Annotated in this window: 21 protein-coding genes; 10 read left to right on the forward strand and 11 right to left on the reverse strand. The window is 63.4% G+C overall.

What is annotated here, in order from left to right:
* Positions 1 to 198: 198 nt before the first annotated feature.
* Together EA798_RS04350 and EA798_RS04355 are read left to right on the forward strand one after the other, a co-directional pair.
* Entirely contained in the window at positions 199 to 1,326 is a 1,128-nt protein-coding gene (locus tag EA798_RS04350; RefSeq protein ID WP_122098182.1) for a DUF3182 family protein, read from the forward strand.
* Positions 1,313 to 2,104, forward strand: coding sequence for an alpha/beta hydrolase family protein (locus tag EA798_RS04355; RefSeq protein WP_106157834.1), 792 nt, complete (start codon positions 1,313 to 1,315; stop codon positions 2,102 to 2,104). Before EA798_RS04350 ends, EA798_RS04355 begins: the two co-directional genes overlap by 14 nt.
* Positions 2,105 to 2,134: 30 nt before the next feature.
* On the opposite strand, the gene EA798_RS04360 is transcribed toward EA798_RS04355, so the two are convergent.
* The 5 genes from EA798_RS04360 to EA798_RS04380 are packed head-to-tail and all read right to left on the reverse strand — an operon-like array spanning position 2,135 to position 7,708.
* Positions 2,135 to 3,163 (reverse strand): ion transporter, encoded by a 1,029-nt coding sequence (locus EA798_RS04360; protein ID WP_122098183.1) that lies wholly within the window; start codon positions 3,161 to 3,163, stop codon positions 2,135 to 2,137.
* Positions 3,156 to 3,746, reverse strand: coding sequence for a cob(I)yrinic acid a,c-diamide adenosyltransferase (locus tag EA798_RS04365; RefSeq protein ID WP_122098184.1), 591 nt, complete (start codon positions 3,744 to 3,746; stop codon positions 3,156 to 3,158). Before EA798_RS04365 ends, EA798_RS04360 begins: the two co-directional genes overlap by 8 nt.
* Positions 3,747 to 3,765: 19 nt before the next feature.
* Complete coding sequence (locus EA798_RS04370; RefSeq protein ID WP_106157837.1) at positions 3,766 to 5,781, reverse strand: sensor histidine kinase; 2,016 nt, start codon at positions 5,779 to 5,781, stop codon at positions 3,766 to 3,768.
* 45 nt (positions 5,782 to 5,826) lie between these two features.
* The gene (locus EA798_RS04375; RefSeq protein ID WP_122098185.1) at positions 5,827 to 6,738 is read right to left on the reverse strand and encodes a putative 2-dehydropantoate 2-reductase; all 912 of its coding nucleotides are present in this window, start codon (positions 6,736 to 6,738) and stop codon (positions 5,827 to 5,829) included.
* Between the two features lie 4 nt (positions 6,739 to 6,742).
* Positions 6,743 to 7,708: a GGDEF domain-containing response regulator gene (locus EA798_RS04380; RefSeq protein ID WP_122098186.1), complete on the reverse strand. Its 966-nt coding sequence runs from the start codon at positions 7,706 to 7,708 to the stop codon at positions 6,743 to 6,745.
* Positions 7,709 to 7,864: 156 nt separating this feature from the next.
* Here EA798_RS04380 and EA798_RS04385 point away from each other — a divergent pair, with 156 nt between their 5' ends.
* Both EA798_RS04385 and EA798_RS04390 read left to right on the forward strand, forming a co-directional pair.
* Positions 7,865 to 8,344 carry a YajQ family cyclic di-GMP-binding protein gene (locus EA798_RS04385; RefSeq protein WP_106157840.1) on the forward strand — a complete coding sequence of 160 codons (480 nt, stop codon included), beginning with the start codon at positions 7,865 to 7,867 and terminating at the stop codon, positions 8,342 to 8,344.
* Positions 8,345 to 8,433: 89 nt separating this feature from the next.
* Entirely contained in the window at positions 8,434 to 9,258 is an 825-nt protein-coding gene (locus EA798_RS04390; RefSeq protein ID WP_106157841.1) for a mechanosensitive ion channel family protein, read from the forward strand.
* 48 nt (positions 9,259 to 9,306) lie between these two features.
* Here the strand turns inward: EA798_RS04390 and EA798_RS04395 are convergent, their stop codons facing one another.
* The gene (locus EA798_RS04395) at positions 9,307 to 11,007 is read right to left on the reverse strand and encodes an AmpG family muropeptide MFS transporter (RefSeq protein ID WP_122098187.1); all 1,701 of its coding nucleotides are present in this window, start codon (positions 11,005 to 11,007) and stop codon (positions 9,307 to 9,309) included.
* 38 nt (positions 11,008 to 11,045) lie between these two features.
* Positions 11,046 to 11,405 (reverse strand): MGMT family protein, encoded by a 360-nt coding sequence (locus tag EA798_RS04400; RefSeq protein ID WP_122098188.1) that lies wholly within the window; start codon positions 11,403 to 11,405, stop codon positions 11,046 to 11,048.
* A 136-nt stretch (positions 11,406 to 11,541) separates the two neighbouring features.
* Between EA798_RS04400 and EA798_RS04405 the strand changes: the two genes are divergently transcribed.
* On the forward strand, positions 11,542 to 12,546 hold the full coding sequence (locus tag EA798_RS04405) for a DUF481 domain-containing protein (RefSeq protein ID WP_122098189.1): 1,005 nt from the start codon (positions 11,542 to 11,544) through the stop codon (positions 12,544 to 12,546).
* Positions 12,547 to 12,622: 76 nt separating this feature from the next.
* Here the strand turns inward: EA798_RS04405 and EA798_RS04410 are convergent, their stop codons facing one another.
* A complete protein-coding gene (locus EA798_RS04410) occupies positions 12,623 to 13,381 on the reverse strand; it encodes an SDR family oxidoreductase (protein ID WP_122098190.1) in 759 nt (252 codons plus the stop codon).
* Between the two features lie 102 nt (positions 13,382 to 13,483).
* Between EA798_RS04410 and EA798_RS04415 the strand changes: the two genes are divergently transcribed.
* The 5 genes from EA798_RS04415 to EA798_RS04435 all read left to right on the forward strand — a co-directional run bounded on the left by EA798_RS04415 (position 13,484) and on the right by EA798_RS04435 (position 17,410).
* Complete coding sequence (locus EA798_RS04415) at positions 13,484 to 14,191, forward strand: HugZ family pyridoxamine 5'-phosphate oxidase (protein ID WP_122098191.1); 708 nt, start codon at positions 13,484 to 13,486, stop codon at positions 14,189 to 14,191.
* Positions 14,192 to 14,317: 126 nt separating this feature from the next.
* Complete coding sequence (locus tag EA798_RS04420) at positions 14,318 to 14,776, forward strand: FxsA family protein (protein WP_106157847.1); 459 nt, start codon at positions 14,318 to 14,320, stop codon at positions 14,774 to 14,776.
* 248 nt (positions 14,777 to 15,024) lie between these two features.
* The gene (locus EA798_RS04425) at positions 15,025 to 15,318 is read left to right on the forward strand and encodes a co-chaperone GroES (protein WP_011914234.1); all 294 of its coding nucleotides are present in this window, start codon (positions 15,025 to 15,027) and stop codon (positions 15,316 to 15,318) included.
* Positions 15,319 to 15,365: 47 nt separating this feature from the next.
* Positions 15,366 to 17,015, forward strand: a complete 1,650-nt coding sequence (gene groL / locus EA798_RS04430) for a chaperonin GroEL (protein ID WP_106157848.1) — start codon at positions 15,366 to 15,368, stop codon at positions 17,013 to 17,015.
* A 173-nt stretch (positions 17,016 to 17,188) separates the two neighbouring features.
* Positions 17,189 to 17,410, forward strand: a complete 222-nt coding sequence (locus EA798_RS04435) for a hypothetical protein (RefSeq protein WP_122098192.1) — start codon at positions 17,189 to 17,191, stop codon at positions 17,408 to 17,410.
* A gap of 18 nt (positions 17,411 to 17,428) precedes the next feature.
* Here EA798_RS04435 and EA798_RS04440 read toward each other — a convergent pair whose 3' ends face one another.
* The 3 genes from EA798_RS04440 to EA798_RS04450 form a co-directional block, all read right to left on the reverse strand.
* Complete coding sequence (locus EA798_RS04440; protein WP_122098193.1) at positions 17,429 to 20,485, reverse strand: multidrug efflux RND transporter permease subunit; 3,057 nt, start codon at positions 20,483 to 20,485, stop codon at positions 17,429 to 17,431.
* A gap of 54 nt (positions 20,486 to 20,539) precedes the next feature.
* Complete coding sequence (locus EA798_RS04445) at positions 20,540 to 21,673, reverse strand: efflux RND transporter periplasmic adaptor subunit (protein WP_122098194.1); 1,134 nt, start codon at positions 21,671 to 21,673, stop codon at positions 20,540 to 20,542.
* A gap of 225 nt (positions 21,674 to 21,898) precedes the next feature.
* Positions 21,899 to 23,521: a methyl-accepting chemotaxis protein gene (locus EA798_RS04450; protein ID WP_122098195.1), complete on the reverse strand. Its 1,623-nt coding sequence runs from the start codon at positions 23,519 to 23,521 to the stop codon at positions 21,899 to 21,901.
* Positions 23,522 to 23,574: the final 53 nt, after the last annotated feature.

Genomic DNA, 23,574 nt, shown 5'->3' on the forward strand with positions numbered 1-23,574 from the left:
GCGAGGCTGCTCCCCTTTTGCTTTTAAGCGGCGGACTGCCGCAACGGTTGAAAGGGCGTTCACCGGGCCGGTGAGGATCATTGGGCACTGGTCGCGGTCTACCGATGACCGCGCTACCGCTCAGGTGGACGCGAACGCCCACCCTGACTTCCGGTCACAGGGCGTACATGTCGAGCAGTCCAGGAGCCGTCCACAAAGATGATGAATGCGCAAACCCCGCAGAGTGCACGCAGGGTCGTGTTGACCTACCCCAATCGGCCACGCGAGCCGCAGCACGAAAAGTTGGTCCACGCCGTGTTGGCCGAACGCCTGGCAGCGCTGCTGGGGCTCAGTTTCGGTGGCGAGTACGACCCGCAGCGGCGCTATGACGCCCACCCCTACCTCGTTCCGTCGGGCACCGTGGTCGGACTGCGTGAAGCGCAGGCGTTGGGCCTGGATGAGGAAGGCGATCTGTTTGGTGGCGTCGTGCCGCAGGCCTTCGTTGAAACCAAGGCGATCACCCACCCGCTGGTGCGTCCGGATGCGGTCGCGCCGGTTGGCTGGTCACGGGATTTCAGCACGCAGGTGAAGGGCTGCGTTCTGGCCGGCTACAGCGCGTTCAGTCTGGAGGATGCACGCGACGCGGGGCGGCGCCTGTTGCACGAGGGGCCGGTGCGGATCAAACCGGTGCGTGCCACCGGAGGGCGCGGGCAGCAGCGCGTCGATGACAGTGATGCCCTCGACCAGGCTTTGTTCGCCCTCGACGAGCAGGAACTGGCCCGGTATGGCGTGGTTCTGGAGGCGCATCTGGAGCGTGTCACGACATTCAGTGTCGGTCAGGTACGGATCGGCGGTCGCCTGGCGAGCTATTACGGCACCCAGCGTCTGACCCAGGATAACGCGGGCAACGAGGTGTATGGCGGTTCCGATCTGGTAGTGGTCAATGGTGATTTTGAGGCACTGCTGGCGCTGGACCTGCCGGAAACCACGCGCCTGGCGGTCAGCCAGGCGCAGGTTTACGACGAGGCAGCGTCGGCCTGCTACAGGCATTTCTTCGCCTCCCGCCGCAACTACGACATTGCCCAGGGTATCGACGGTCGCGGCCAGCCGCGCTCCGGTGTGCTCGAGCAGTCCTGGCGCATCGGTGGTGCCAGCAGTGCCGAGATCGCAGCGCTCGAAGCATTCAGGCAGGGCGGTGCGGTGCTTGCGGTAAAGGCGTCTTCGATCGAACTCTATGGCGAACAGCAGCAGGTCCCGGCCGGCGCCCAGGTGCTGTTTCGGGATGAGGACGCCGACGTCGGCTTCATCACCAAGTGCGTAATGGTGGAGGACTATGGCGACGCATAGTGAGATGGTGAACATTCTGGTAGGCGAGGAACATATCGCTGGGACCTTTCTGTCCCCACCGGAAAAAATGCCAGGGGTGCTCTTTGTGCATGGTTGGGGCGGTAGCCAGCAGCGTGATCTCAGCCGTGCCCGCGGTATCGCCGGGCTGGGTTGCGTCTGCCTGTCGTTCGACCTGCGCGGTCATGCGCAAACCCGCGCGCAGCAGGAGACGGTGACCCGCGAACAGAACCTCGACGACCTGCTGGCCGCCTACGATCTGCTCGCCCAGCATCCGCATATCGACCCTTCGGCGATCGCCGTGGTGGGCACCAGCTACGGCGGATACCTGGCAGCGATCCTCACCGAGTTGCGCCCGGTGAAATGGCTGGCGCTGCGCGTACCGGCCCTCTATCGCGATGAGGAATGGCAGGTTCCCAAGCGCCAGCTCGACCGCGATGTGCTCAACCAGCTACGCAACAGGCGTGTGCGCCCGGAGGAAAACCGTGCCCTGGCTGCCTGTGCGGCGTTCCGCGGCGACGTGCTGATCGTCGAGTCCGAGCACGATACCTTCGTTCCTCACGAAACGATCATGAGTTATCGCGCGGCCTTCCACAGCACCCATTCGCTGACCCATCGCATCATCGATGGTGCCGATCATGCGTTGAGCAACGAGCGCTGTCAGGAGGCCTACACCTCGATTCTGGTGAACTGGGCGACCGAGATGATCGTTGGTGCACGCCTCGACGAGAAGTCGGCCATGGGTTTCAAGAGCGTGGACGAAGACGAAGCGACAGGTTGAGTATGGCGGCGACCAGCTGGGCCGCCGCTGTCATTCGGGCGGCGTGGCCGGGGGCGTCGGACCGACGAAACGGCTCCAGCGCCGGTCGAGTACCTGCTGTTTGAGCACTTCGATCACGTCCACCAGCAGCTCCTCCAACGCCAGATCGGTATGCTCGTCCTGATACACCCAGGCATCGAAGAATTCGTCTGCCAGGCTCCCGGCCAGTGCTTGGAACTGCGGGCCGCGCATGCCCTCCACGGCACCCTGCAGCAGCCTTGCGGCAATGTCACTGAGGGCTTCGTCAAGGGTGCTGGCCAGGCGATTGCCAAGGGGCAGCCGGCGCAGGCTGTGCATTTCCGGGTTGTCCTGCAGCGCCTGATGGATCAGCTGGCTGACGTAGCCTTCAATGGCGCCGCGATTGTCGCGGTAACCGGTTTCCAGCATGGCCTGCAGGCGCCGCGAAATATCATTCAGCACACGCTGCTTGCGCGGGCGGACCACCTCCTGCAACAGCCGCCGCGAGAGGTCGTCACTGGCGCCGATCTCCTGCTGCAGGCGACCGAACAGACGTACCATCACCCGGTCGGAAAGCTCTTCGATCAGCAGGTAGTAATAGCGGCTGAAGACCCCGTAGATCGCCCAGTTGCGCATGTCGATCAGGCCCAGGCGCTGCAGGCGGATCAGCAGGGCGCCAATGCGCAGCACGCGCAGCCAGCGCAATCCGGCCAGAGGGATGCAGCCGATCACGTCATACCAGTGGGTGAAGGGGTAGTAATACCAGCGCGCATAGCGCCGCTCGAATATGGCCACCGTCCAGCCGAGCAGGACGTCGAGCACGAAGATCGCGACGAAGCCGAGATCGATGTACTGGAAGTTCGCGTGGATGGTCTGCTGGTAGTTCTCGTGCAGTCGCGGCGCGAGGCTCGCCAGTGTCGTATTGATCGGTTGCAGCGCGAACAGGCTGTCGAACAGGATCAGCGCCAGGTTCACGCACACCAGCAGGACGATGAACACTTCCCAGATGGCATGCAGCCCATCGCGCCGTCGCGCCTGTTGTGCGACGCTCTGCTCAGCCATTCGCCTGGGGCTTCGCGGCGGCCGGCTGCCAGAGGATTTCTCCACAACCCTGGCGGCGGGCGATCAGACGTGCAGCGACGAACAGCGCATCGGAAAGGCGGTTCAGGTAGGCGAGCAACACCGGGCGCACGGCTTCGCTGGCGTTCAGCAGCTGGCAACGGCGTTCGGCCGTACGGGTCATGCTGCGGCAGAGGTGCGCGAGGGCGATCAGTCGGGAACCGCCGGGCAGAATGAATTCCTTCAGCGGGCCGAGTTCCTCGTTCCAGCGATCGATGGCCTGCTCCAGTCGTTCGATCTCGCCTTCCTGCAGGGCCTGGTAGTCGGGCATCGCCAGTTCGCCGCCGAGATCGAACAGACGGTGCTGGCAGGGGGCGAGGACACTGATCAGCTCATCGAGGGCTGGCCATTGCACCTGTGCCTCCGCCAGTTCGGCCAGTAGCAGCCCCAATTGACTGTTCAGCGTGTCGACCTCACCCATGGCTTCCACGCGTGGATGGTCCTTGGGCACGCGGCGGCCGTCGCCGAGCCCGGTTTCGCCGGTGTCGCCGGTGCGGGTGTAGATTTTCGACAGTCGATTGCCCATGCGATTTTGATCCCTTGGTTCAGGTCGTGGCTGGCTCGGCGGGCGAGTTCAGCGGCAGGCGCAGGGTAAAGGTGGTGCCGTGGCCGGGTTGGCACTGCACCTCCATCTGGCCCTGATGATTGTTGGTGATGATGAAATACGAAACGGAAAGACCCAGTCCGGTTCCCTGACCGACTTCCTTGGTGGTGAAGAACGGCTCGAAGATGCGCTTGCGCACATTCTCTGGAATACCGCCGCCGTTGTCCTCCACCTGGATTTCCGCCCAGGGCGGGTTCAGGCGTGTGCGCAGGATGATCTGTCCGGGTTCGCCGACCTGGTGCGCATGGATGGCCTGGGCAGCGTTCTTCAGCAGATTGAGCAGCACCTGTTCCAGCTCGTTGCCGATGCAGGGCACCCGGTCCACCCGCGGGTCGAAATCCCGGACGATATCGATGGCCTTGAAGTCGAAACCCTCCATCAGCGCGAAGTCGTTGCCCGCTATTTCCAGCGCCTGATCGATCAGCACCGGCAGGTGGCAGTCGGCCAACTGGCGGTTGCTCATGCGGCTGAAGCTGAGCATGTGGCTGACGATCTTCGCCGCGCGCGAGCCCGCCTGCTGGATGCCATCGAGCAGCTGCGGTACCTCGCGGCGCTGCAGGTACTGGTTGACCGCCTCCAGGCGCACGCCGGTTTCCTCCGCGGCCTCCCGATTGCGTTCGAGTTCCGGCGACAGCCGGCGGCGAATGTTCTGCGCATTGTGCAGGATGGCGCCGAGTGGGTTGTTGATCTCATGGGCCATGCCGGCCGCCAGGCTGCCGACCGAGAGCATCTTCTCTGACTGCACCATCATTTCTTCCATGTTGATGCGCTGGGTGATGTCGTCGATGCGGATCACCACGCCACGGCCGCCCGCGCCGGTCAACGGATAGCAGGTGAGCGCGTAGTGGTGCGGCTCGTCGTTGCGCAGCCAGGTCACCCGTTCGATCTTCGCCACCACGTGCTGCTCCGAGGTACGGCGAATCTGCGCAAGAAAGGGCTTGAGCGGCTCGAACGCAACGAACACGGGTTGATTGAGCGCGTCATCCAGTGGCGTTCCGGAAAGCGCGCTGGCTTCCTGGTTCCACTGCGTGACGTACAGCTGCTCGTCGAGGGCGATAAGTGCCGAGGGCATCGAGTCGATGATGCTGTTGAGGTACTTCTGGAATCCGGTGAGCTTCTGCTCGATCTTGCTGCGCACCTGGACTTCCAGCTCCAGTTTGCGGTTGGAATGACGTGTCTCCTCGGCCAGGCCCTGGGCATGGTCGAACGCCTCCTGGGCATCGTCACGGGCGCGCTTGAGCTGCTGCTCGCGGGCTTCCATGCGTGACAGCATGGTGTTGAACGCATCGGCCAACCGGCCGATCTCGTCCTGATTGCCGGGCTTGGCGCGCAGCGAGTAATCCTCCTCGCGGGTAACCTGGCGCGACAGGGCTTCCAGGTCGCGGATCGGACGGGTGATGAGCTGGCGGATCTGCCTGGCGACCAGCAACCAGAGCAACAGGCTGGCCACGAGGATTGCCAGGCTCGCCGTCAGGGTGCCGGTGTAGAAGGCCCCTGGCAGCTCGCTGCTGGCGACCATCAGCAGGTGACCGGCACTGCCGTCCGGTTGCGGCAGCCTGACCAGCAGATTGGCGCGGATCTCGCCGGTGCGCCACTGGGCGACCGCACCGAGCTGTTCCGGCAAGCGCAGCCGTTCACCTTGCTGCAGTTGCGCGAGGCTGTTGCCGTGCCCGTCGTAGATCACCGCGGCGCGCAATGGCGCATAACCTTCCAGGCGCCTGAGCAACGCGTTGGCTGCTTCCGGCGACGACAGCGCGCGGGTGCTCAGCTCTTCGGTGGCGAACAATTCGCCGAGGGTGTGCATGGCCTGCGGCGCCACGCTCTGCCGCGAAATCCAGTAGGCCGCACTGATGAAGGTGAGATTGGAGATCAGCAGCACGGCGGCAAGCAGGACGAGGAGGGCGAGCAGCAGTTTGCGGCCGACTGGGAGATTTTCGAGGCGCTGACGCAGGATCATTGGCGGGCACGGCGTAGCAGAGGGTTTCTGCAGGGTAGCCGCGGCTCAGTCGGTGGGCAATCCGTGCTGTCTCAGGTGTTCGCGCAAACGCCGATGCAGCGCGTGCAGCCGCGGCACGGCCAGGCCGAGGGAGTCCGCGCTGCGGCAGGCATGACCGAGCAGATAGGTGATTTCCGTGCGCCGGCCGAGTCGCACATCCTGATACATGGAGGAGTAATTGGCAGCCGTCGCTTCGATCACCCGCAGGACATCCCGCTCCAGCTCCTCGGCGGCGGCTGCCTGTCCGCAGGCGCCGAGCAGTTCGCTCAGTTCTTCGCAGAGCTCGCTCAGCTGTTCACGATAGTGCAGCAGCTCACCGTTGCGGCAGTCGTGAAGCACGGTCAGCGGATTGATGGCGCAGTTCAAGGCCAGCTTGCGCCACAGTCGCGCGAGGATATCGCTGCTCCAGCTGTGTGGAATGCCTGCTCGGTCCAGCTCGTCCAGCCAGACAGGCGCCTCGCCACCATCCGGGGCGCCCAGCCAGTTCTGCCCGTGGCCGGCGAATACCACATGCATCGAACCGTCGCGATAGGCCCCTTCGGTACTCGAGACAAAGATGCAGCGCGCCTGCGGCCAGCGATCTGCAATCGACTGCTGGCTGCCGAGGCCGTTCTGCAGCAGGAGCATTTCGCAGTCCGGGGCCAGGCGCGGCGCCAACTGGGTGATCGCCGCTTCGGCATCGTAGGCCTTGCAGGCGACCAGCAGGCGCTGGATCGGTGTGGTCGCATCGGGCAGTTCCGCCGGGATGGCATGCAGGCTGGTGCGGCCTGCTTCGCTTAGCGTGAGCCGGCCGGCGCGCTGGTAGTCGGCGAGGCGTTGTGCCGAGCGCAGGATGATTCGCACCGGAATGCCTGCCCTGTGCAGGCGGGTCGCCCAGAGACTGCCGAGAGCGCCTGCGCCGAGGACGTGCCAGCTCATTGGGTCATGCCGGTTGCTTCAGGCGCAGCGGGACGATACGGCCGGTGCTGTAGGCGCTGGGCAGCAGGGCCGCCGCCCGTTCGATGACGGTTTCCGGTGCGATCGGCAGCGCCTCGCTGTCGAGGCTGACCAGGCTGATGCCGGCCTTGATCGACACGAACCCTTCGCTGGTCTTCAGCGCCCTGAGGTTCAGGCCTTCATGCAGCCGCTTGAAGCTGCTCGGCGAGCAACCTTTGGCGTCGTTGACCAGGGCCAGCAGGCCGAACTGGCTTTCGCTGATGCGGCAGACGACGTCCAGTGGTCGAACGAGCTGCTGCAGGCGGATGGCAACGGCGCAGAGGATTTCGGCGAAAACGGTTTCGCCATAGCGCTCTCGCAGCGCATCGGCTTCTGCCAGGCCGATCTGCAGGTAATACAGTGCCGAGCCGCGGTTTTCCATCTGCCGCAGACTGGCCGCCATGCGCTGCTGCAGATACCGCCCATTGCCCAGGCCGGTCAGCGGGTCCTGCAGGCTGTGCTGTTCGAGCGTGGCGACGTTCTCGGCCAGTTGGTGGTTTTCCTGCTTGAGCCGCTGCAACGAGCCACAGAGACGGTCGGCGGCGAAGATGCGCGGCAGCAATTGCTCGTTCATCGCCGATTTGCTGATGAAATCGTCGACGCCGTGGTCGAAGGCCTGGCCTAGCGCATTCTCGCTGTCGCGACCGGTGAGCAGGATGACGTAGCTGTAATGACCGCTCAGGGCATCGCGCTGGCGAATCTGGCCGGTCAGTTCGAGGCCGTCCATCTCCGGCATCAGCCAATCTGCCAGCAGGACATGAGCCGGGCGTTGCGCGTGCTGCATCAGCGCATCGGCGGCACTGCTGGCGAAGCGAATATCCTGGTAGCCGGCCTTGCTCAGCGCGCGGCCGATCATGACGCTGGAAAACTTGGCGTCATCCACTACGAGGATGCTCAGAAGGGGGTTGGGCATGGCAAGCTCAATCAATTGAAAGGGGGACGTCCTGTCACTCTTGCCGTAGGGCGGGCGCTGACACGTCGAATCGTTATAATGACCGCGCATTCTAAACCGTCAAGACACGCGCGCTCGGCACATGCGGCCCGTCGCGCTACATAGTGGAGGAATCCCATGCCCTCGTTCGACGTGGTGTCCGAACTGGACAAACACGAAGTCACCAACGCGATCGACAACGCCATCAAGGAACTGGATCGTCGTTACGATCTGCGCGGCAAAGGCAGCTTCGAGCAGAAGGACCTGACCGTGCAGCTGACGGCGGATGCCGAGTTTCAATTGGAGCAGATGCTCGAAATCCTCAAGTTGAGCCTGGTCAAGCGCAAGATCGATATCCAGTGTCTGGAAATCAAGGATGCCTATGCATCCGGCAAGAGCACCAAGCAGGAAGTGGTGCTGCGCGAGGGAATCGACAAGGAACTGGCGAAGAAGATTGTCGCCTACATCAAGGACGCCAAGCTCAAGGTACAAGCCGCCATCCAGGGCGAGCAGGTGCGTGTGACCGGCAAGAAGCGCGACGATCTGCAGGAAGCCATCGCCCTGCTGCGTGGCCACGAATTCGGCATGCCGCTGCAGTTCAACAACTTCCGCGACTGAGTTCTCTCCGCGCCCAGGCGCGTGCTCTGCACCCCCGCTTTTCGTCGGTGCCCATCCTCCGGGCACCGATGCCTTGAAGGAGTATCTCCATGGACCTCTCCGTCGACTACCTGGTCGATCTTTCCGAATCCTGGCTGCCCGTCGTGCTGCAATACGGCGCGCAGGTGACGCTGGCACTGCTGACGTTCCTGTTCGGCTGGTGGCTGATCAACACCCTCACCGCCAAGGTCAGCAGCCTGCTGCAGCGCCGGCAGGTGGACCCGACCCTGCACGGCTTCATTGGCAGCCTGGCCAGTGTGGTGCTCAAGGTGCTGCTGCTGGTCAGCGTGGCGTCGATGATCGGGGTGGAAACCACATCCTTCATCGCGGTGATCGGTGCCGCCGGTCTGGCCATCGGCCTGGCCTTGCAGGGCAGCTTGGCGAACTTCGCTGGTGGTGTGCTGATCCTGCTGTTCCGTCCGTTTCGCGTTGGCGAGTGGATCGAGGCGCAAGGTATCGCGGGCACCGTCAACTCCATCCAGATCTTTCATACGGTGCTCAAGACCGGAGACAACAAGACCGTGGTGGTGCCCAACGGGGCACTTTCCAATGGACACATCACCAACTTCTCCCGCGAGCCGCGGCGCCGTGCCGACATCAACATCGGCATCGACTACAGCAGCGATATCAAGCTGGCGCGACAGGTGTTGCTGGAAATTGCCGAGGATCCGCGGGTACTGCGCGAGCCCGAGCCGGTGGTGTTCGTCACCGGACTTGGCGACAGCTCGGTGAATCTGTCCCTGCGTGTATGGGTGGCGACCGCTGACTTCTGGCCGGTGACCTTCAGCTTCACCGAACAGGCCAAGGAGCGCCTGACTGCCGCTGGCGTGGGTATTCCGTTCCCGCAGCGGGTAGTGCATCTCGTGCAGCGCTGATTCGACCTGCAGACACAACGAAGCCGGCAGTTGCCGGCTTCGTCGTTTTCAGCTGCGCTCCGAGACGCCTTCGCGTTCCCCGTCATCCGGCTGCCGTCGGCTCCGGGTCCATTGCCAGGCAATCAGCACCAGCGTCGGGATACCCAGCAGGGCAGTGACGAGGAAGAAGTTGCTGTAGCCGAGGCTTTCGACCATCACGCCGGAATAGCCGCCGAGCAGGCGCGGCAACAGCAGCATCAGCGAGCTGAGCAACGCATATTGCGTGGCGGAAAACTTCAGGTTAGTCAGGCTCGACAGGTAGGCAACGAACGCGGTGGAGGCCAGGCCGCCACTGAAGTTATCGCAGGAAATGGTGACGATGAGCATCTGCAGGTTCGCACCCATCTCCACCAGGAGCATGAACATCAGGTTGGTCGCCGCCGACGCGACGCCGCCGATGAAGAGGATGGGCAGGATGCTGAAGCGCACGATGAGCAACCCGCCGAACGCCGCGCCAAGCAATGTCATGACCAGACCGAACAGCTTGCTGACGCTGGCGATCTCGTCCTTGGAAAATCCCTGGTCGATGTAGAACACGTTGGCCATCACACCCATCACCGTGTCCGACATGCGATAGGTGGCGATCAGCCCGAGCAGCAACAGGGCCTGCCAGCGATAGCGGACGATGAAATCGGTGATCGGCGTCAGTACCGGGCCCATCAGGATGCGTCCGGGAGCCGACAGACAGCCCCAGCAGATCAGCAGGTACATGGTGCCGCGTGGCCAGTAGCCGCCCCAGTAGGACTGGAACATGCCCGTGGTGGACACCATCAGGATGATCAGCACGATCACCGACACTGCCTGGTGGGCGAAGTCGAAGCGGGTCGGCCGTTGGCGTTCCTTGGCTTGACTGAAGATGTGCCGTACCGGGACGAACAGCGCCCGCCCTACCGGCGAAATCGTTCCGAGAATGAACAGCGCGTAGAGGGTCGCCCGCGGCCAGGCCTGAGCGATCAGTGCATTGATCATTGCCGGTACCGAGATCAGCAGCACCAGCAGCAGGCCGACCGCTGCCAGCTGATGGTTGAAGCTGAAGCGTGACGGCTCGTTGGGGAGCGGGGTGCCTGCATCCGGTTCACGGATCACCAGGCTGGTGATCAGGCCGGGAACGATCAGCAGCGCGAAGACCAGATAAGTCGTGGTCCAGGCCGCCTGGTTGTAATCGACGCTGCTCGATCCCAACCATTCGGCGAGGAACAGGGCGCCGGCACTGGCTAGCAGCATGGCGATCCGGTAGCCGGTCATGTAACTCGCGGCCAGGGTCGCCTGCAATTTGTCCTCGGCGATCTCCAGGCGATAGGCATCGATGGCGATATCCTGGGTGGCCGAGGAAAAAGCCACCACCACCGCCAGCGCGATGAGCATGGTCAGGTTGTGCTGTGGATTGCACAGCGCCATGCCGATCAGGCCGATGGCGATCAGCGCTTGCGACAACACCAGCCATGAGCGCCGGCGGCCAAGGCTGCCGATCCAGGGCAGGCGCCACTGGTCGAGCATCGGCGACCAGACCCACTTGAAGGCATAAGCCAGACTGATCCAGCTGGCGAAACCGATGGTCTCCCGGGAAACGCCCGCTTCGCGCAGCCAGACCGACAGCGTGGAGAACACCAGTACAGCGGGAAGGCCCGCGGCGAAACCCAGCAACAGCAGGGCCAGCGTAGCGGGGCTGGCGTAGGCGGCTAGCGCATCGCGCCAGGTTTCACGGGACATACATCGAGGTTCTGTGCAGTTCGGACGAAGGGCGCACTCTAACCGCTGTGCTCCGTCGAATGCCAGCCGTGGCGACGCATGTCGACCCGGTCGTTGACGATGGTGAGCCCTTCGGCACGCAGGCGCATGCGCTGCTCGTGCCCGGCCGCTGTGCCGGCTGGCAGGCTGAGGCGGCCGCCCGCGGCGATCACTCTGTGCCAGGGCAGGCTGGTGTCATCTGGCAGCTGTGACATCAGGCGGCCAACCCAGCGGGCGGCGCGGCCCAGCCCGGCCATCGCAGCCAGTTCGCCATAGCTGACGACCTTGCCGGACGGAATCTGCGACATCACCAGGTAAACGGCAGCGCGGCGCGTTTCAGCGTCGGCGGACGGCGGTAGCAGCGGTGCGTGGTCAATCATGCAGGAGGCTTCCGGATGATGTGTGAGCCGGCCGCAGCGAACTCGCGTTCCATTCGGCGGTCTGTGCTTGCTGTAGCTCTATGCATAGGGATAATGCCAGCCTTTCAACCGTCTTCGACAGATTCGCAGCCCTCATATGCTCACCAGAACCCTGCTTTGCGCGACCCTTTGCGCCGTTGCCCTACCATCGTTCGCCGACACCGTCTGGCTGAAGAATGGTGATCGCCTGACCGGCAAGATCAGCGTGCTCGACGGCGGCAAACTGCTTATCGAAACCGGATACGGTGGCTCTATTCCGCTGAAGTGGAATCAGATCGCCACGCTGGAAAGCGACCGCAAACTGCTGGTCAAGCAGGACGACGTCACCGGTGAGGTCGCTCATTCGCTGCAGGCCTCCGAGCCGGGCAAGGTCACCCTCGTCAACGGTGCCGCGCCGCGCACCGTGGAACTGGCGAGCATCACCCAGATCATCCATCCCAAGCCGCTGATTCAGGATTTCACCTGGAAGGGCAACATCGACGTGGCGATGGATTACAAGCGTGCGGAAACCGATACGGATGATTACGACGTTTCCTTCGATACCAAGGCTCGTCATGGCCTGTGGCGGCATAACGGCACCGGCAACTACAACCGCGAATACCGCGATGGTGTGACCGTTACCGACAACTGGGACGCCGAGTATGCGCTGGACCGCTTCCTCGATCAGCATTGGTTCTGGCAGGGTCGCCTGAGCTACAAGCGCGACCAGATCGAAGACGTCCGCCGTCAGCGCACCATCGGTACCGGTCCGGGTTACCAGTTCTGGGACAACGAGCTGGGTGCCTTCTCCCTGGCCGGCCTGATCAACCGCAGCGACTACGAGTTCGCCGACGGCGACAAGGAAAACTTCTACCTGGCGGCGGTCAAGTGGGATTACAACCGCTATCTGGTCGGCAAGACCTTCGAGCTGTTCAGTACCGGTGAGCTTGGCAAGCCGCTGGAGAACGTCGCTGACTACGCACTCGATGCCGAGGTTGGTTTGCGCTACAAGGTGACCGACTGGGCCTCGCTGAACATGAAGGCGCAGAAAGACATCATCAGCGGCGCCGACAACGACCTTGACGAGACACGCTACAGCATCGGTTTCGGGGTGGGCTGGTAAGCGAAACCCGCCGACTTGCACATATATAAAGAAGGCAGCCCGATGGCTGCCTTTCTTTTTGGGGCTGGCAACACGATCAGAGGCGCAGGCCACCGTCGAGTTCGAGAATGCGTCCGGTGTAGTAGTCGTTCTCGAAGATGTACGCCACCGAGTGGGCGATCTCGGCCGGTTTGCCCATGCGCTTGAGCGGAATGCCTGAGGTCATCTTCTCCAGTGCCTCGGGCTTCATGCTGGCGACCATCTCCGTCTCGATGAAGCCTGGCGCCACCCCCGCGACACGAATGCCATAGCGTGCCAGCTCCTTGGCCCAGACCACCGTCGCCGAGGCGACACCGGCCTTGGCGGCGGAGTAGTTGGTCTGACCCATGTTGCCGGCGCGGGAAATGGACGAGATGTTGACGATCGCACCTTCGCTCTTCAGTTCGACCATCTTTGCCGCGACTTCGCGGGTGCAGAGGAACACGCCGGTCAGGTTGACGTCGATCACCGCTTGCCACTGCGCCAGGCTCATCTTGCTGATCTCGCCATCCTTGACCTTCAGCAGCAGGCCGTCGCGCAGGATACCGGCGTTGTTCACCAACCCGTGCAGGCCACCGAAGTCCTCGGCGACGCGCGCGACCATATCGGTCACCTGTTCCTCGTTGGCCACATTGCACAGGTAGGCCCGGGCATCCCCGCCGGCCGCCTTGCAGGCAGCGACAGCATCGTCCAGGCGCTCCTGGTTCAGATCGACCAGTGCCAGCCGTGCACCCTTGCTCGCCAGATACTCGCCCATGGCGCGGCCGAGGCCCTGGCCGCCGCCGGTGACGATGATGACCTTGTCTTGCAGTTGCATGCGCGTCTCCTGTTGTCCTTGTTAAGGCGGGAACGACGCCCGCCAGGGAAATCGTTATGCTGAGCACTCCGTCGACCCGGACCCGTCTCTCGAGGAGCCCCAGTGAGCGCCGAAGCCCGCAAGCATGCCCGACAACTCCTGCTCAAGGAATACCGCGGCGTGCTCTCTACCCACTCCCAGGCGATGCCCGGTTTTCCGTTCGGCTCGGTTGTTCCGTACTGCCTGGACGCCAGCGGCTGGCCGTTGATCCTGATCAGCCGCATCGCCCAGCACACCCGCAATCTCGAGGCCGATGGTCGCTGCTCGCTGCTGGTCGGCGAACGCGCCGCCGAGGATGTACAGGCAGCCGGGCGGCTCACGCTGCTGGCAGAAGCCCGTCAGCTCGATGAGCCTGCGGCGATCGAGTCGGCTGCGCAGCGCTATTACCGCTACTTCCCCGAGTCACGCGATTACCATCGCGTGCATGATTTCGATTTCTGGGTGCTGGAGCCGGTGCGCTGGCGCTATATCGGTGGTTTCGGCGCGATTCATTGGCTGGACGACGTCGCCTTGGCCAATCCCTTCGCTGCCGAGCATGGCGAAGTGGAGCGGGGCATGGTCGAGCACATGAACGAAGATCACGTCGCCGCGATAGCCCGTTACGTCGAGCAGGCGGGGTTGCCGCAGAGCTGCGCTGCGCAGATGGCCGGAGTCGACAGCGAGGGCTTTCATCTTCGGATCGGGCAGGCGCTGCATTGGCTGGCATTCGCACATCCATGCGAAACGCCGATGGCGGTACGCCAGGCGCTGGTTGCCATGGCGCGTGGTTGATTCAGCTTCACTTCAGCGGCGTTACGCATAATCCGGTTACAGGCAATTTATCGCTCGGGTTGAATTAGACCCGTCATGCCGCCATCTACAGAGGACGGGAAGCTGATCTTCCGCCAAGGACCATCGATGCGAATCTTCTTTGTGCTGTTTCTGTTGTTTCCGCTGGCCGAGCTGTACGTGCTGATCAAGGTCGGCAGTTCCATCGGCGCGCTGGCGACCATCCTGCTGCTGGTGCTGAGTGGCATCGCCGGCGTGCTGCTGCTGCGCCTGGCTGGTTTCGCCACTGCCTGGCGCGCGCGTGAGCGACTGGCGCGCGGCGAACTGCCCGAACGCGAGATGCTGCAGGGGCTGATGATGGCCATCGGTGGTGGTTTGCTGTTCCTGCCAGGCTTCATCAGTGACGTGCTGGCGTTGATCGTGCTGTTCCCGCCGACCCGCAATTTCCTGTTTCGTCAGATCAGTCGGCGGATCGAAGCGCAGGTGCGCCGCCAGCGCGCCTTTGCCGACGATCTGCAGGCGCGCTCCAACCCGCAGCGGCCTAACGTGATCGAGGGCGAGTGGGAGCGTGATGACCGCGACCGCTAGGCCGATCACCCGGCATTCCGGCACGCCAGCAGGCGTGCCGGTTTCGTTTGTGGCCATGAAAATTTCATCTGCGCCCCTTGAAATGCTCTTGAACGCCCGCATGTAGCGGACACCGCAAGGTCGCTGTCGTGATCGACAGTCCGTCTTCTGCGGCTCGCATAGCGGGCCGCAACCGGCAACGCCGGATTTGCCCAACCCGCCGATGAAGGGTCATCGGCATGGAACCACTCTACTAGGAGAGATCGACAATGAAGCTTCGTCCTCTGCATGACCGCGTCGTGATTCGTCGCAGCGAAGAAGAAACCAAGACCGCAGGCGGTATCGTCCTGCCGGGCTCCGCTGCCGAGAAGCCGAACCGTGGCGAAGTCGTTGCTGTGGGTACCGGCCGCGTGCTGGACAACGGCGAAGTACGCGCCCCGGCCGTGAAGGTCGGTGACAAGGTGGTGTTCGGCCCTTACTCCGGCAGCAACACCGTCAAGGTTGACGGCGAAGACCTGCTGGTGATGAGCGAGAACGAAATCCTCGCCGTCATCGAAGCCTGATCACCTGCGAATCTCCGTATAAATTCACGAATTGAGGATCAATCAACATGGCTGCTAAAGAAGTCAAATTCGGCGACTCCGCACGCAAGAAGATGCTGGTCGGTGTAAACGTCCTGGCTGACGCTGTTAAAGCGACCCTCGGCCCGAAAGGCCGCAACGTCGTGCTGGAGAAGAGCTTCGGTGCTCCGACCATCACCAAGGACGGCGTTTCCGTCGCCAAGGAAATCGAACTGAAGGACCGCTTCGAGAACATGGGCGCCCAGCTGGTCAAGGACGTTGCGTCCAAGGCCAACGACGAGGCCGGTGACGGCACCACCACCGCTACCGTTCTGGCCCAGGCCATCGTCAACGAAGGCCTGAAGGCCGTTGCTGCCGGCATGAACCCGATGGACCTCAAGCGCGGCATCGACAAGGCCACCATCGCCATCGTCGCCGAGCTGAAGAACCTGGCCAAGCCGTGCACCGATTCCAAGGCCATCGCCCAGGTCGGCACCATCTCCGCCAACTCCGACTCCTCCATCGGTGACATCATCGCCGAGGCCATGGAGCGCGTTGGCAAGGAAGGCGTGATCACCGTCGAGGAAGGTTCGGGTCTGGAGAACGAGCTGTCCGTCGTCGAGGGCATGCAGTTCGATCGCGGCTACCTGTCGCCTTACTTCATCAACAAGCCGGACACCATGGTCGCCGAGCTGGACAGCCCGCTGCTGCTGCTGGTCGACAAGAAGATCTCCAACATCCGCGAACTGCTGCCGGTGCTGGAAGCTGTTGCCAAGGCCGGTCGCCCGCTGCTGATCGTTGCCGAAGACGTCGAAGGCGAAGCCCTGGCTACCCTGGTGGTCAACAACATGCGCGGCATCGTCAAGGTTGCTGCGGTCAAGGCCCCGGGCTTTGGCGATCGCCGCAAGGCCATGCTGCAGGACATCGCCATCCTGACTGGCGGCACCGTGATTTCCGAAGAAGTCGGCCTGAGCCTGGAAACCGCTACCCTGGAGCACCTGGGTAACGCCAAGCGCGTCGTGCTGAACAAGGAAAACACCACCATCATCGACGGCGCTGGCGCCCAGGCTGATATCGAAGCCCGCGTTGCCCAGATCCGCAAGCAGGTCGAAGACACCACCTCCGACTACGACAAAGAGAAACTGCAAGAGCGTCTGGCCAAGCTGGCTGGCGGTGTTGCCGTGATCAAGGTCGGTGCCGGTACCGAAGTCGAGATGAAAGAGAAGAAGGCCCGCGTAGAAGACGCCCTGCACGCGACCCGTGCTGCCGTCGAAGAAGGCGTGGTACCTGGCGGCGGCGTCGCCCTGGTACGTGCTCTGCAGGCCATCTCCGAGCTGAAGGGCGAGAACGAAGACCAGAACGTCGGCATCGCGCTGCTGCGTCGCGCTGTCGAAGCACCGCTGCGTCAGATCGTCTCCAACGCTGGTGGCGAGCCGAGCGTCGTGGTCGACAAGGTCAAGCAGGGCGAAGGCAACTTCGGCTTCAACGCTGCTTCCGACACCTACGGCGACATGATCGAGATGGGTATTCTCGATCCGGCCAAGGTGACCCGTTCTGCTCTGCAGGCCGCGGCTTCCATTGGCAGCCTGATGATCACCACCGAAGCGATGATCGCTGAAGTGGCTGACGACAAGGCCGCTGGCGGCATGCCGGACATGGGTGGCATGGGCGGTATGGGTGGCATGGGCGGCATGATGTAAGCCGATCGGCCCCTGAGCTGCAAAAGAAAAACCCCGCCTGGTGCGGGGTTTTTTTTGACTTGAGAAAGGCGCGCGCCCGGCAGTGGAGATACAGCCGTTCGTCCAAAAGCCTGCCGGAATTAAACAGCTAGGCTACGGTCAGTTAACCATCCGACTAATCAAGGGCTTACGCCATGAAGCTGGAAATTGCTCGAGGATTGTTTCTGGTCGGCGCGCTTGGAGTCACCACCCTCTGTGTGGCGGCCTGGAATGAGCCGGGGGCCACCCTGGTACAAAGCAGTATGGAGCGCAGCTATTGCCCGCTGCCGCCTGGCAGCAAGTCCCGGTTCGACGCTGCACGCCCTGACCAGGATCTGCTGTTGCTGCTTTACGGCCTGTCTCAGGGGATGCGCTGAAACGGGAATGCCCGGCCTTTAGCGGAGGGCGATCTCGGCGTGCTCGCCTGGCCGGCGGTCCGGTTGGGCTACCAGGTCATACACTGCCGGCAGCACGAACAGGGTGAACAGCGTGCCCACCGACATGCCGGTGGCGATCACCAGGCCGATGTCGAAGCGGCTGACCGCACCGGCGCCGCTGGCAATGATCAGCGGCACCATGCCGAACACCGTCGCCGCGGTTGTCATCAGCACCGGTCGCAGGCGAATCGCCGCCGCTTCTTCCACCGCTTCGCGCCGGCTCAGACCGTGCTCACGACGCAGCTGATTGGCGAATTCGACGATCATGATGCCGTGCTTGCTGATCAGGCCGATGAGCGTCACCAGGCCTACCTGCGTATAGATGTTCATGCTGGAAAGGCCGAGGAACAGCGGCACCAGCGCGCCGCATACCGACAGTGGCACGGTCACCAGAATCACCAGCGGATCGCGGAAGCTTTCGAACTGGGCCGCCAGGACCAGGAAGATCACCGCCAGGGCCAGCGCGAATGTCAGATACAGGGCATTGCCTTCCTGGATGTACTGCCGCGACGCGCCGGCGTAATCGAAGCCGAAACCATCCGGCGCTTCTTCGCGGGCGATCGTTTGCAACGTATCGATCGCCTCGCCCATGCTGACGATCGGAAAGCCCTGAATCATTGCCGCGTTGAGTTGCTGGAACTGCTTGAGCTGAGTCGGCCGGGCGCGGTCGCGCACCTTGATCAGCGTTGACAGCGGCAGCATCTGGCCTTGTCCGTTGCGCACGTAGTAGTTGCTCAGCCAGTCGGGGTTGTCGCGATAGGCGCGCTCGACCTGGGCGATGACCTTGTAGCTGCGGCCTTCGATGGTGAAGCGGTTGATCTCGCCTTCGCCGAGCAGGGTGCTCAGGGTCAGGCCGAGGTCTTCCATGGACACGCCCATCTGCGCGGCCTTCTCGCGGTCGATCTCGACCACGATCTCCGGCTTGTCGAACGCCAGGTCCACATCGAGGAAGGCGAACTTGCCTGATTCCTCGGCGCGCTTGCGGATGCGTTCGGTGACCTGCAGCAGCGTCTCGTAGTCGTTGGCGGTGTTGATGACGAACTGAAATGGCAGGCCCTCGCCAGTGCCGGGCAGCGAAGGCAGGTTGAAGCCGAAGATCTGCAGGCCAGGCAGGCGATCGAGCTTGGCCTGTACCTCCGGGAGGATTTCCATCTGCGAGCGATCGCGTTCGTCCCAGGGTTTGAGCAGGAAGCCGCCAATGCCGCTCTGCACGCCGTCGAAGCCGTTGATCTGGAACCAGGAGTAATACTCCGGGAAGCTCTGGAATATCTCCAGGAACTGGTCGGTGTAGGCGTTCAGGTAGTCCAGGTTGGCGGTCTTCGGCGCGCTGGCCATCATGAAGACGATGCCCTGGTCTTCTTCCGGCGCCAGCTCGCTCTCGGTGAACATCAGCAGGGCGGGAATCAGCGCGAGAACCAGTACGGCGAATACCAGCACCACCGGGCGGGTATTCAGCGTGCCGTGCAATGCACGCTGATAGCGCTGCTTGAGCCGTTCGAACAGTTCGTCCAGGCGATGGGCGAAGCCGCTGGGATTCTCCTCGTGACGCAGCAGCTTCGAGCACATCATCGGCGACAGGGTCAGCGCCACCACGCCGGAGATCAGTACCGCGCCGGCCAGGGTCAGGGCGAACTCCTGGAACAGCGCGCCGGTCAGCCCCTGCAGGAACCCGATGGGCGCATAGACCGCGGCCAGGGTGATGGTCATGGTGACCACCGGCATCGCGATCTCCCGTGCGCCGTCGAGGGCAGCCTGGAACGGTGACTTGCCCTGCTCGATATGCCGGTGGATGTTCTCCACCACGACGATGGCGTCGTCCACCACCAGGCCGATCGCCAGCACCATGGCCAGCAGGGTCAGCAGGTTGATCGAATAACCCATCGCCTGCATGAAGAACATCACGCCGATCATCGACAGCGGGATGGTCACCACCGGGATCAGTACGGTACGCAGCGAGCCGAGGAAGAGGAACACCACGACGATGACGATCACGGCGGCTTCGGCCAGGGTCTTGACCACCTCGTCGATGGAGGCCTGGATGAACTCGGTGGCGTCGTAGGCGATGCTTGCCTTGAGTCCCGGCGGCAGCTGCGCCTCGATCTGCGGCATGATCGCGCGCACTTCCTTGATCACATCCAGCGGGTTGGCGCTGGGCGTGCCCTTGATGCCGATGTAGACAGAGGGAATGCCGTCGAACGAGCTGATCGAGTTGTAACTCTCGGCGCCCATTTCCACTCGCGCGACGTCACCCAGCAGCACGCGGCTGTCGCCCTGGGTCTTGAGCGGGATGGCGGCGAACGCTTCCGGCGTCTTCAGCTCGGTGTCGGCGTTGATGCTGGTGACCACGTACTGGCCCTTCACTTCACCGGCAGCGGAGAGGAAGTTGTACTTGCGCACCGCCTCGTTCACATCACCGGCAGAGACGCCATAGGCGGCAAGCTTCACCGGGTCCAGCCAGAGGCGCATGGCGAACACCTGGTTGCCGAGGATTTCCGCTTCGGCCATGCCTGGCAGCGTCGCCAGCTTGGGCTGGATCACCCGGGACAGGTAGTCGGTGATCTGCGGGTTGGAGAGCTGGTCGCTGTAGAAGCTGATGTACATCAGCGCGGTGGAATCGGCCGCCTGCTTGTTCAGCACCGGGTCCTCGGCGGCTTGCGGCAGCTGGTTCTTCACCGAGTTGGCCTGGCTGAGCAGCTCGGTGTAGAGCCGGTCGGTGTCGGCACCGATGCGCGCGTAGACCGAGATTACCGAGGCGTTCTGCTGACTGACCGAAGTCATGTAGTCCACGCCTTCGGCGCTGGCCAGACTCTGCTGCAGCGGCTGGGTGATATAGCCCTGGATGGTCTCGGCATTGGCGCCGGGGTAGGCGGTGGTCACCGTGATCAGCGCGCTTTCCATCTGCGGGTACTGGCGAATGGTCAGGCTGTTGAACGCCTGCACGCCGAGCAGCACGATCAGCAGGCTGATGACGCTCGCCAGTACCGGGCGGCGGATGAAGGGATCGGTGAAAGCCATGGGCAAGTCCCTGGAACTGTTCGATGTGGCGCTGCCGCCGGAGCGGCAGGCCGCTTATTCGGACGCCGGCTCGGCGCCGTCGAGCTTGAGCGTGCGGTTCTCGGCGATGGCGACATGAGCGCCGCTGTCCAGCTTGAGCTGGCCGGCGGTGATCACCTGCTCACCGCCCTCGAGACCTTCGAGGATGACCGTCAGCCCGTCGCGCCGCTCACCGGTGGTGACGAAGCGACGCTCGACCACCAGATAGGGCTCGTCCGTGTTGACACCCTCCGGCGGCGTACCTTCGGTCACCAGCAGTACCGAGTTGCCGTACAGCGTGTAGGTGATGGCGGTTTCCGGCACGACCACCTGCGCCGTTTCGGTCGGCAGCAGGACCTGCAGGTCGGCGAACATGCCGGGCAACAGGCGTCCGTCCGGGTTGGCCAGCTCGGCGCGCACCTGCACGTTGCGGGTGGTGGTTTCCACTTTCGGGTTCAGCGCCGTGATCACGCCCTCGAAACGTTCGTCTGGATACGCCGCTACGCGCAGCTGCACCTTCTGTCCGAGGGCCAGCAGCGGCACGTGCTGTTCGGCCAGGAAGAAGTCGACATAAAGCGTGGTCAGGTCCTGCAGCGTGGCGATCGGCGTGCCGGCGGCGATGTAATCACCCACATCCACCTGGCGAATGCCGATGGTGCCGGCAAAGGGCGCCAGCACGCGCTTCTTGGCCAGGCTGGCGCGCAACTGGGCCACGCTGGCCTCGGCCTTCTGCGATTCGGCGTTGAGCCGGTCGTATTCACTGCGGGAAATGGCCTGACGATCCAGCAGGCTGCGCGCCCGCTGGAATTCCACGCGGGACAGGTTGAGGTCCGCTTCGGCACTGGCCAGGCTGGCCTGTTCCATCTCGCTGTCCAGCAGCACGATAGCCTGCCCCTTGCTGACCTTTTCGCCAGACTGGAACTGCACGTCGGTAATCGTCCCGGCGATCTCGACGCTGAGGTCGATACCCTGGGAGGCCCTGAGCGTACCGATTGCCGGCAGGCGGCTCTGCCAGTCCATGCGTCGGGCGACTTCGGTCTCGACGTCGATCGCCGGCTTGGGCGCCTGGAACTGCTGGATCTGTTGGTAGATGGAATTGAACTTGAGCGCGGCGAGGATCGCAACGACGACGACCACCGCGCCCAGCATGAACAGCATGCGGCGCAACATTTTCCGATTTCCTTGGAGATGTGAGCCGGCTGTCTACTGCCGTGATCGAGGCAGCCGTTCGAACGGTCCGGTCATTGTCACGAAGGACGATCGCTGGCACTGGCGCAGCTGGGCCGGGGAGGGAGGAACTTAGCCCCGAATCGGAGGCAAGTAAAGGGGGAGAACGCGCGTTAGACGACTGAAATGCGGGGCGGGCGACAGACTGTCAGCCCGCCCCGCTGATCGTCAGCCGGCGAGGCGCTGGGTGACTTCGGTCAGTTGCGCCGACAGCCCGTGCAGGTTCTGGCTGGCGGTTTCGGTGCGCTCGACGTTCTGCTGGTTGATGGTGGCGATCGAGGTGATCTCGGTGATGTTGCGCGAGATATCCTCGGCGACTGCAGTCTGTTCCTCGGCAGCAGTGGCGATCTGGCGGTTCATGTCGCGGATGGCTTCTACCGCTTCGGTGATGCGCTGCAGCATCAGTCCGGCCTCGGTCACCTGGCCGACGCCCTGTTCGCTGCGGGCCTGGCCGTTCTCGATGGCGCGCACGGCGTTGCTCGCGCCGGTCTGCACGGTATCGATGATCTGGTGAATCTCGGCGGTGGATTCGGCTGTGCGCTGGGCCAGGGTACGCACCTCGTCGGCGACCACGGCAAAGCCGCGGCCGGCATCGCCAGCGCGAGCGGCTTCGATGGCGGCATTGAGCGCCAGCAGATTGGTCTGGTCGGCGATCCCGCGGATCACCTCCAGTACCTTGCCGATGCGGCCGCTGTCGCCTTCAAGGCGGCGAATGACCTCAGCGGTGCTGGCGATCTCGCCGCTCACGTCGGTGATGGTGGCGATCGTGGCGCGCATCACGGCCTCGCCCTGTTGTGCCGAATGGTCAGCGGCATCAGCGGCCTGCGCTGCTTCGGCAGCATGTCGCGATACCTCCTGGGCGGTGGCGGACATCTCATGCATCGCCGTGGCGACCTGGTCGGTACGCGAGAACTGCTCGCGCGTGCCCTCTGCCATCAGCCTGGCGATGGCGCTCAGCTCGCCGCTGGCGCTGTCCAGATTGGACGTGCTCTGCTGCAGGCGAGTGAAGGTGTCGGCGAGAAAATCGCGCAGCACGTTGGCGGCGACGGCCAGGCGGCCCAGTTCGTCCGCGCGGCTGGCATCCACACGGTCGGCAAACTTGCCCTGGCTCAGGCGTGCAATGTGTTCGATCAGGCTGCGAATCGGCTCGATGATCTGTCGATTGACCAGCCAGAGGCTGAGCAACGCCACCAGCAACGCGGCCAGAACCATGATGATCGTTCCGAGCACAGCGGTGGTTGCGGCATCGGCCTGGATCGTTTTCGACTGTTGCGCTGCAGCGTCGTGCAGCTGCTTGACCAGCTCACTCAGCTGCGCACTGGTGGCGCGGTCGATGCCGGCGACGGCGGCATCTCCGGCCAACGGGTCGCTGTCAGCCGCGATATAGGCATCCAGGCCTTTACGGTAGGCAGCTCCAAGGGTGCGGTGCTCGTTACGCAGGCGTTCGATCTGGCTGGCCAGCGCCGGCTCGTCGGCGCTTAGCACAAGCAGGTCGCCAAGGATCTTCTGCACCTTGGTTTCCTGGGCTTCGAACTGATTCCAGTAGCGGCTGCGGTTTTCGAGCTGCTTGCCGCGCAGCAGTACATTCTTCCATTCCTGAACCTGCACCTTGAATTCGAGGTTGGCCTCGTCAATGAGCTGCAGCTCTTCCAGCGGGCCGTCGAGCAGGGCCTGGAAATGGTCGATGTTGCCGCTGAGCATGCGGATGCAGGCAAGAGCGATGAGTAGCGTCAGCAGCAGGCTGCCGCCGATCAGCGCGAGGATCTGCGCGCGCAGGGACTTCTGAAACATGGGCAAGGTCTCGTCGAGAGAAAAAACGTCAATGAGCATCCCTGCCGTTGCCA

The sequence above is a fragment of the Pseudomonas songnenensis genome (assembly GCF_003696315.1).
GTDB classification, from domain to species: domain Bacteria; phylum Pseudomonadota; class Gammaproteobacteria; order Pseudomonadales; family Pseudomonadaceae; genus Stutzerimonas; species Stutzerimonas songnenensis.

Coding starts and splice junctions, on each gene's coding strand:
- EA798_RS04350 (WP_122098182.1), top strand. CDS start 199: ATGATGAATGCGCAAACCCCGCAGAGTGCACGCAGGGTCGTGTTGACC.
- EA798_RS04355 (WP_106157834.1), top strand. CDS start 1,313: ATGGCGACGCATAGTGAGATGGTGAACATTCTGGTAGGCGAGGAACAT.
- EA798_RS04360 (WP_122098183.1), bottom strand. CDS start 3,163: ATGGCTGAGCAGAGCGTCGCACAACAGGCGCGACGGCGCGATGGGCTG.
- EA798_RS04365 (WP_122098184.1), bottom strand. CDS start 3,746: ATGGGCAATCGACTGTCGAAAATCTACACCCGCACCGGCGACACCGGC.
- EA798_RS04370 (WP_106157837.1), bottom strand. CDS start 5,781: ATGATCCTGCGTCAGCGCCTCGAAAATCTCCCAGTCGGCCGCAAACTG.
- EA798_RS04375 (WP_122098185.1), bottom strand. CDS start 6,738: ATGAGCTGGCACGTCCTCGGCGCAGGCGCTCTCGGCAGTCTCTGGGCG.
- EA798_RS04380 (WP_122098186.1), bottom strand. CDS start 7,708: ATGCCCAACCCCCTTCTGAGCATCCTCGTAGTGGATGACGCCAAGTTT.
- EA798_RS04385 (WP_106157840.1), top strand. CDS start 7,865: ATGCCCTCGTTCGACGTGGTGTCCGAACTGGACAAACACGAAGTCACC.
- EA798_RS04390 (WP_106157841.1), top strand. CDS start 8,434: ATGGACCTCTCCGTCGACTACCTGGTCGATCTTTCCGAATCCTGGCTG.
- EA798_RS04395 (WP_122098187.1), bottom strand. CDS start 11,007: ATGTCCCGTGAAACCTGGCGCGATGCGCTAGCCGCCTACGCCAGCCCC.
- EA798_RS04400 (WP_122098188.1), bottom strand. CDS start 11,405: ATGATTGACCACGCACCGCTGCTACCGCCGTCCGCCGACGCTGAAACG.
- EA798_RS04405 (WP_122098189.1), top strand. CDS start 11,542: ATGCTCACCAGAACCCTGCTTTGCGCGACCCTTTGCGCCGTTGCCCTA.
- EA798_RS04410 (WP_122098190.1), bottom strand. CDS start 13,381: ATGCAACTGCAAGACAAGGTCATCATCGTCACCGGCGGCGGCCAGGGC.
- EA798_RS04420 (WP_106157847.1), top strand. CDS start 14,318: ATGCGAATCTTCTTTGTGCTGTTTCTGTTGTTTCCGCTGGCCGAGCTG.
- EA798_RS04425 (WP_011914234.1), top strand. CDS start 15,025: ATGAAGCTTCGTCCTCTGCATGACCGCGTCGTGATTCGTCGCAGCGAA.
- groL (WP_106157848.1), top strand. CDS start 15,366: ATGGCTGCTAAAGAAGTCAAATTCGGCGACTCCGCACGCAAGAAGATG.
- EA798_RS04435 (WP_122098192.1), top strand. CDS start 17,189: ATGAAGCTGGAAATTGCTCGAGGATTGTTTCTGGTCGGCGCGCTTGGA.
- EA798_RS04440 (WP_122098193.1), bottom strand. CDS start 20,485: ATGGCTTTCACCGATCCCTTCATCCGCCGCCCGGTACTGGCGAGCGTC.
- EA798_RS04445 (WP_122098194.1), bottom strand. CDS start 21,673: ATGTTGCGCCGCATGCTGTTCATGCTGGGCGCGGTGGTCGTCGTCGTT.
- EA798_RS04450 (WP_122098195.1), bottom strand. CDS start 23,521: ATGTTTCAGAAGTCCCTGCGCGCGCAGATCCTCGCGCTGATCGGCGGC.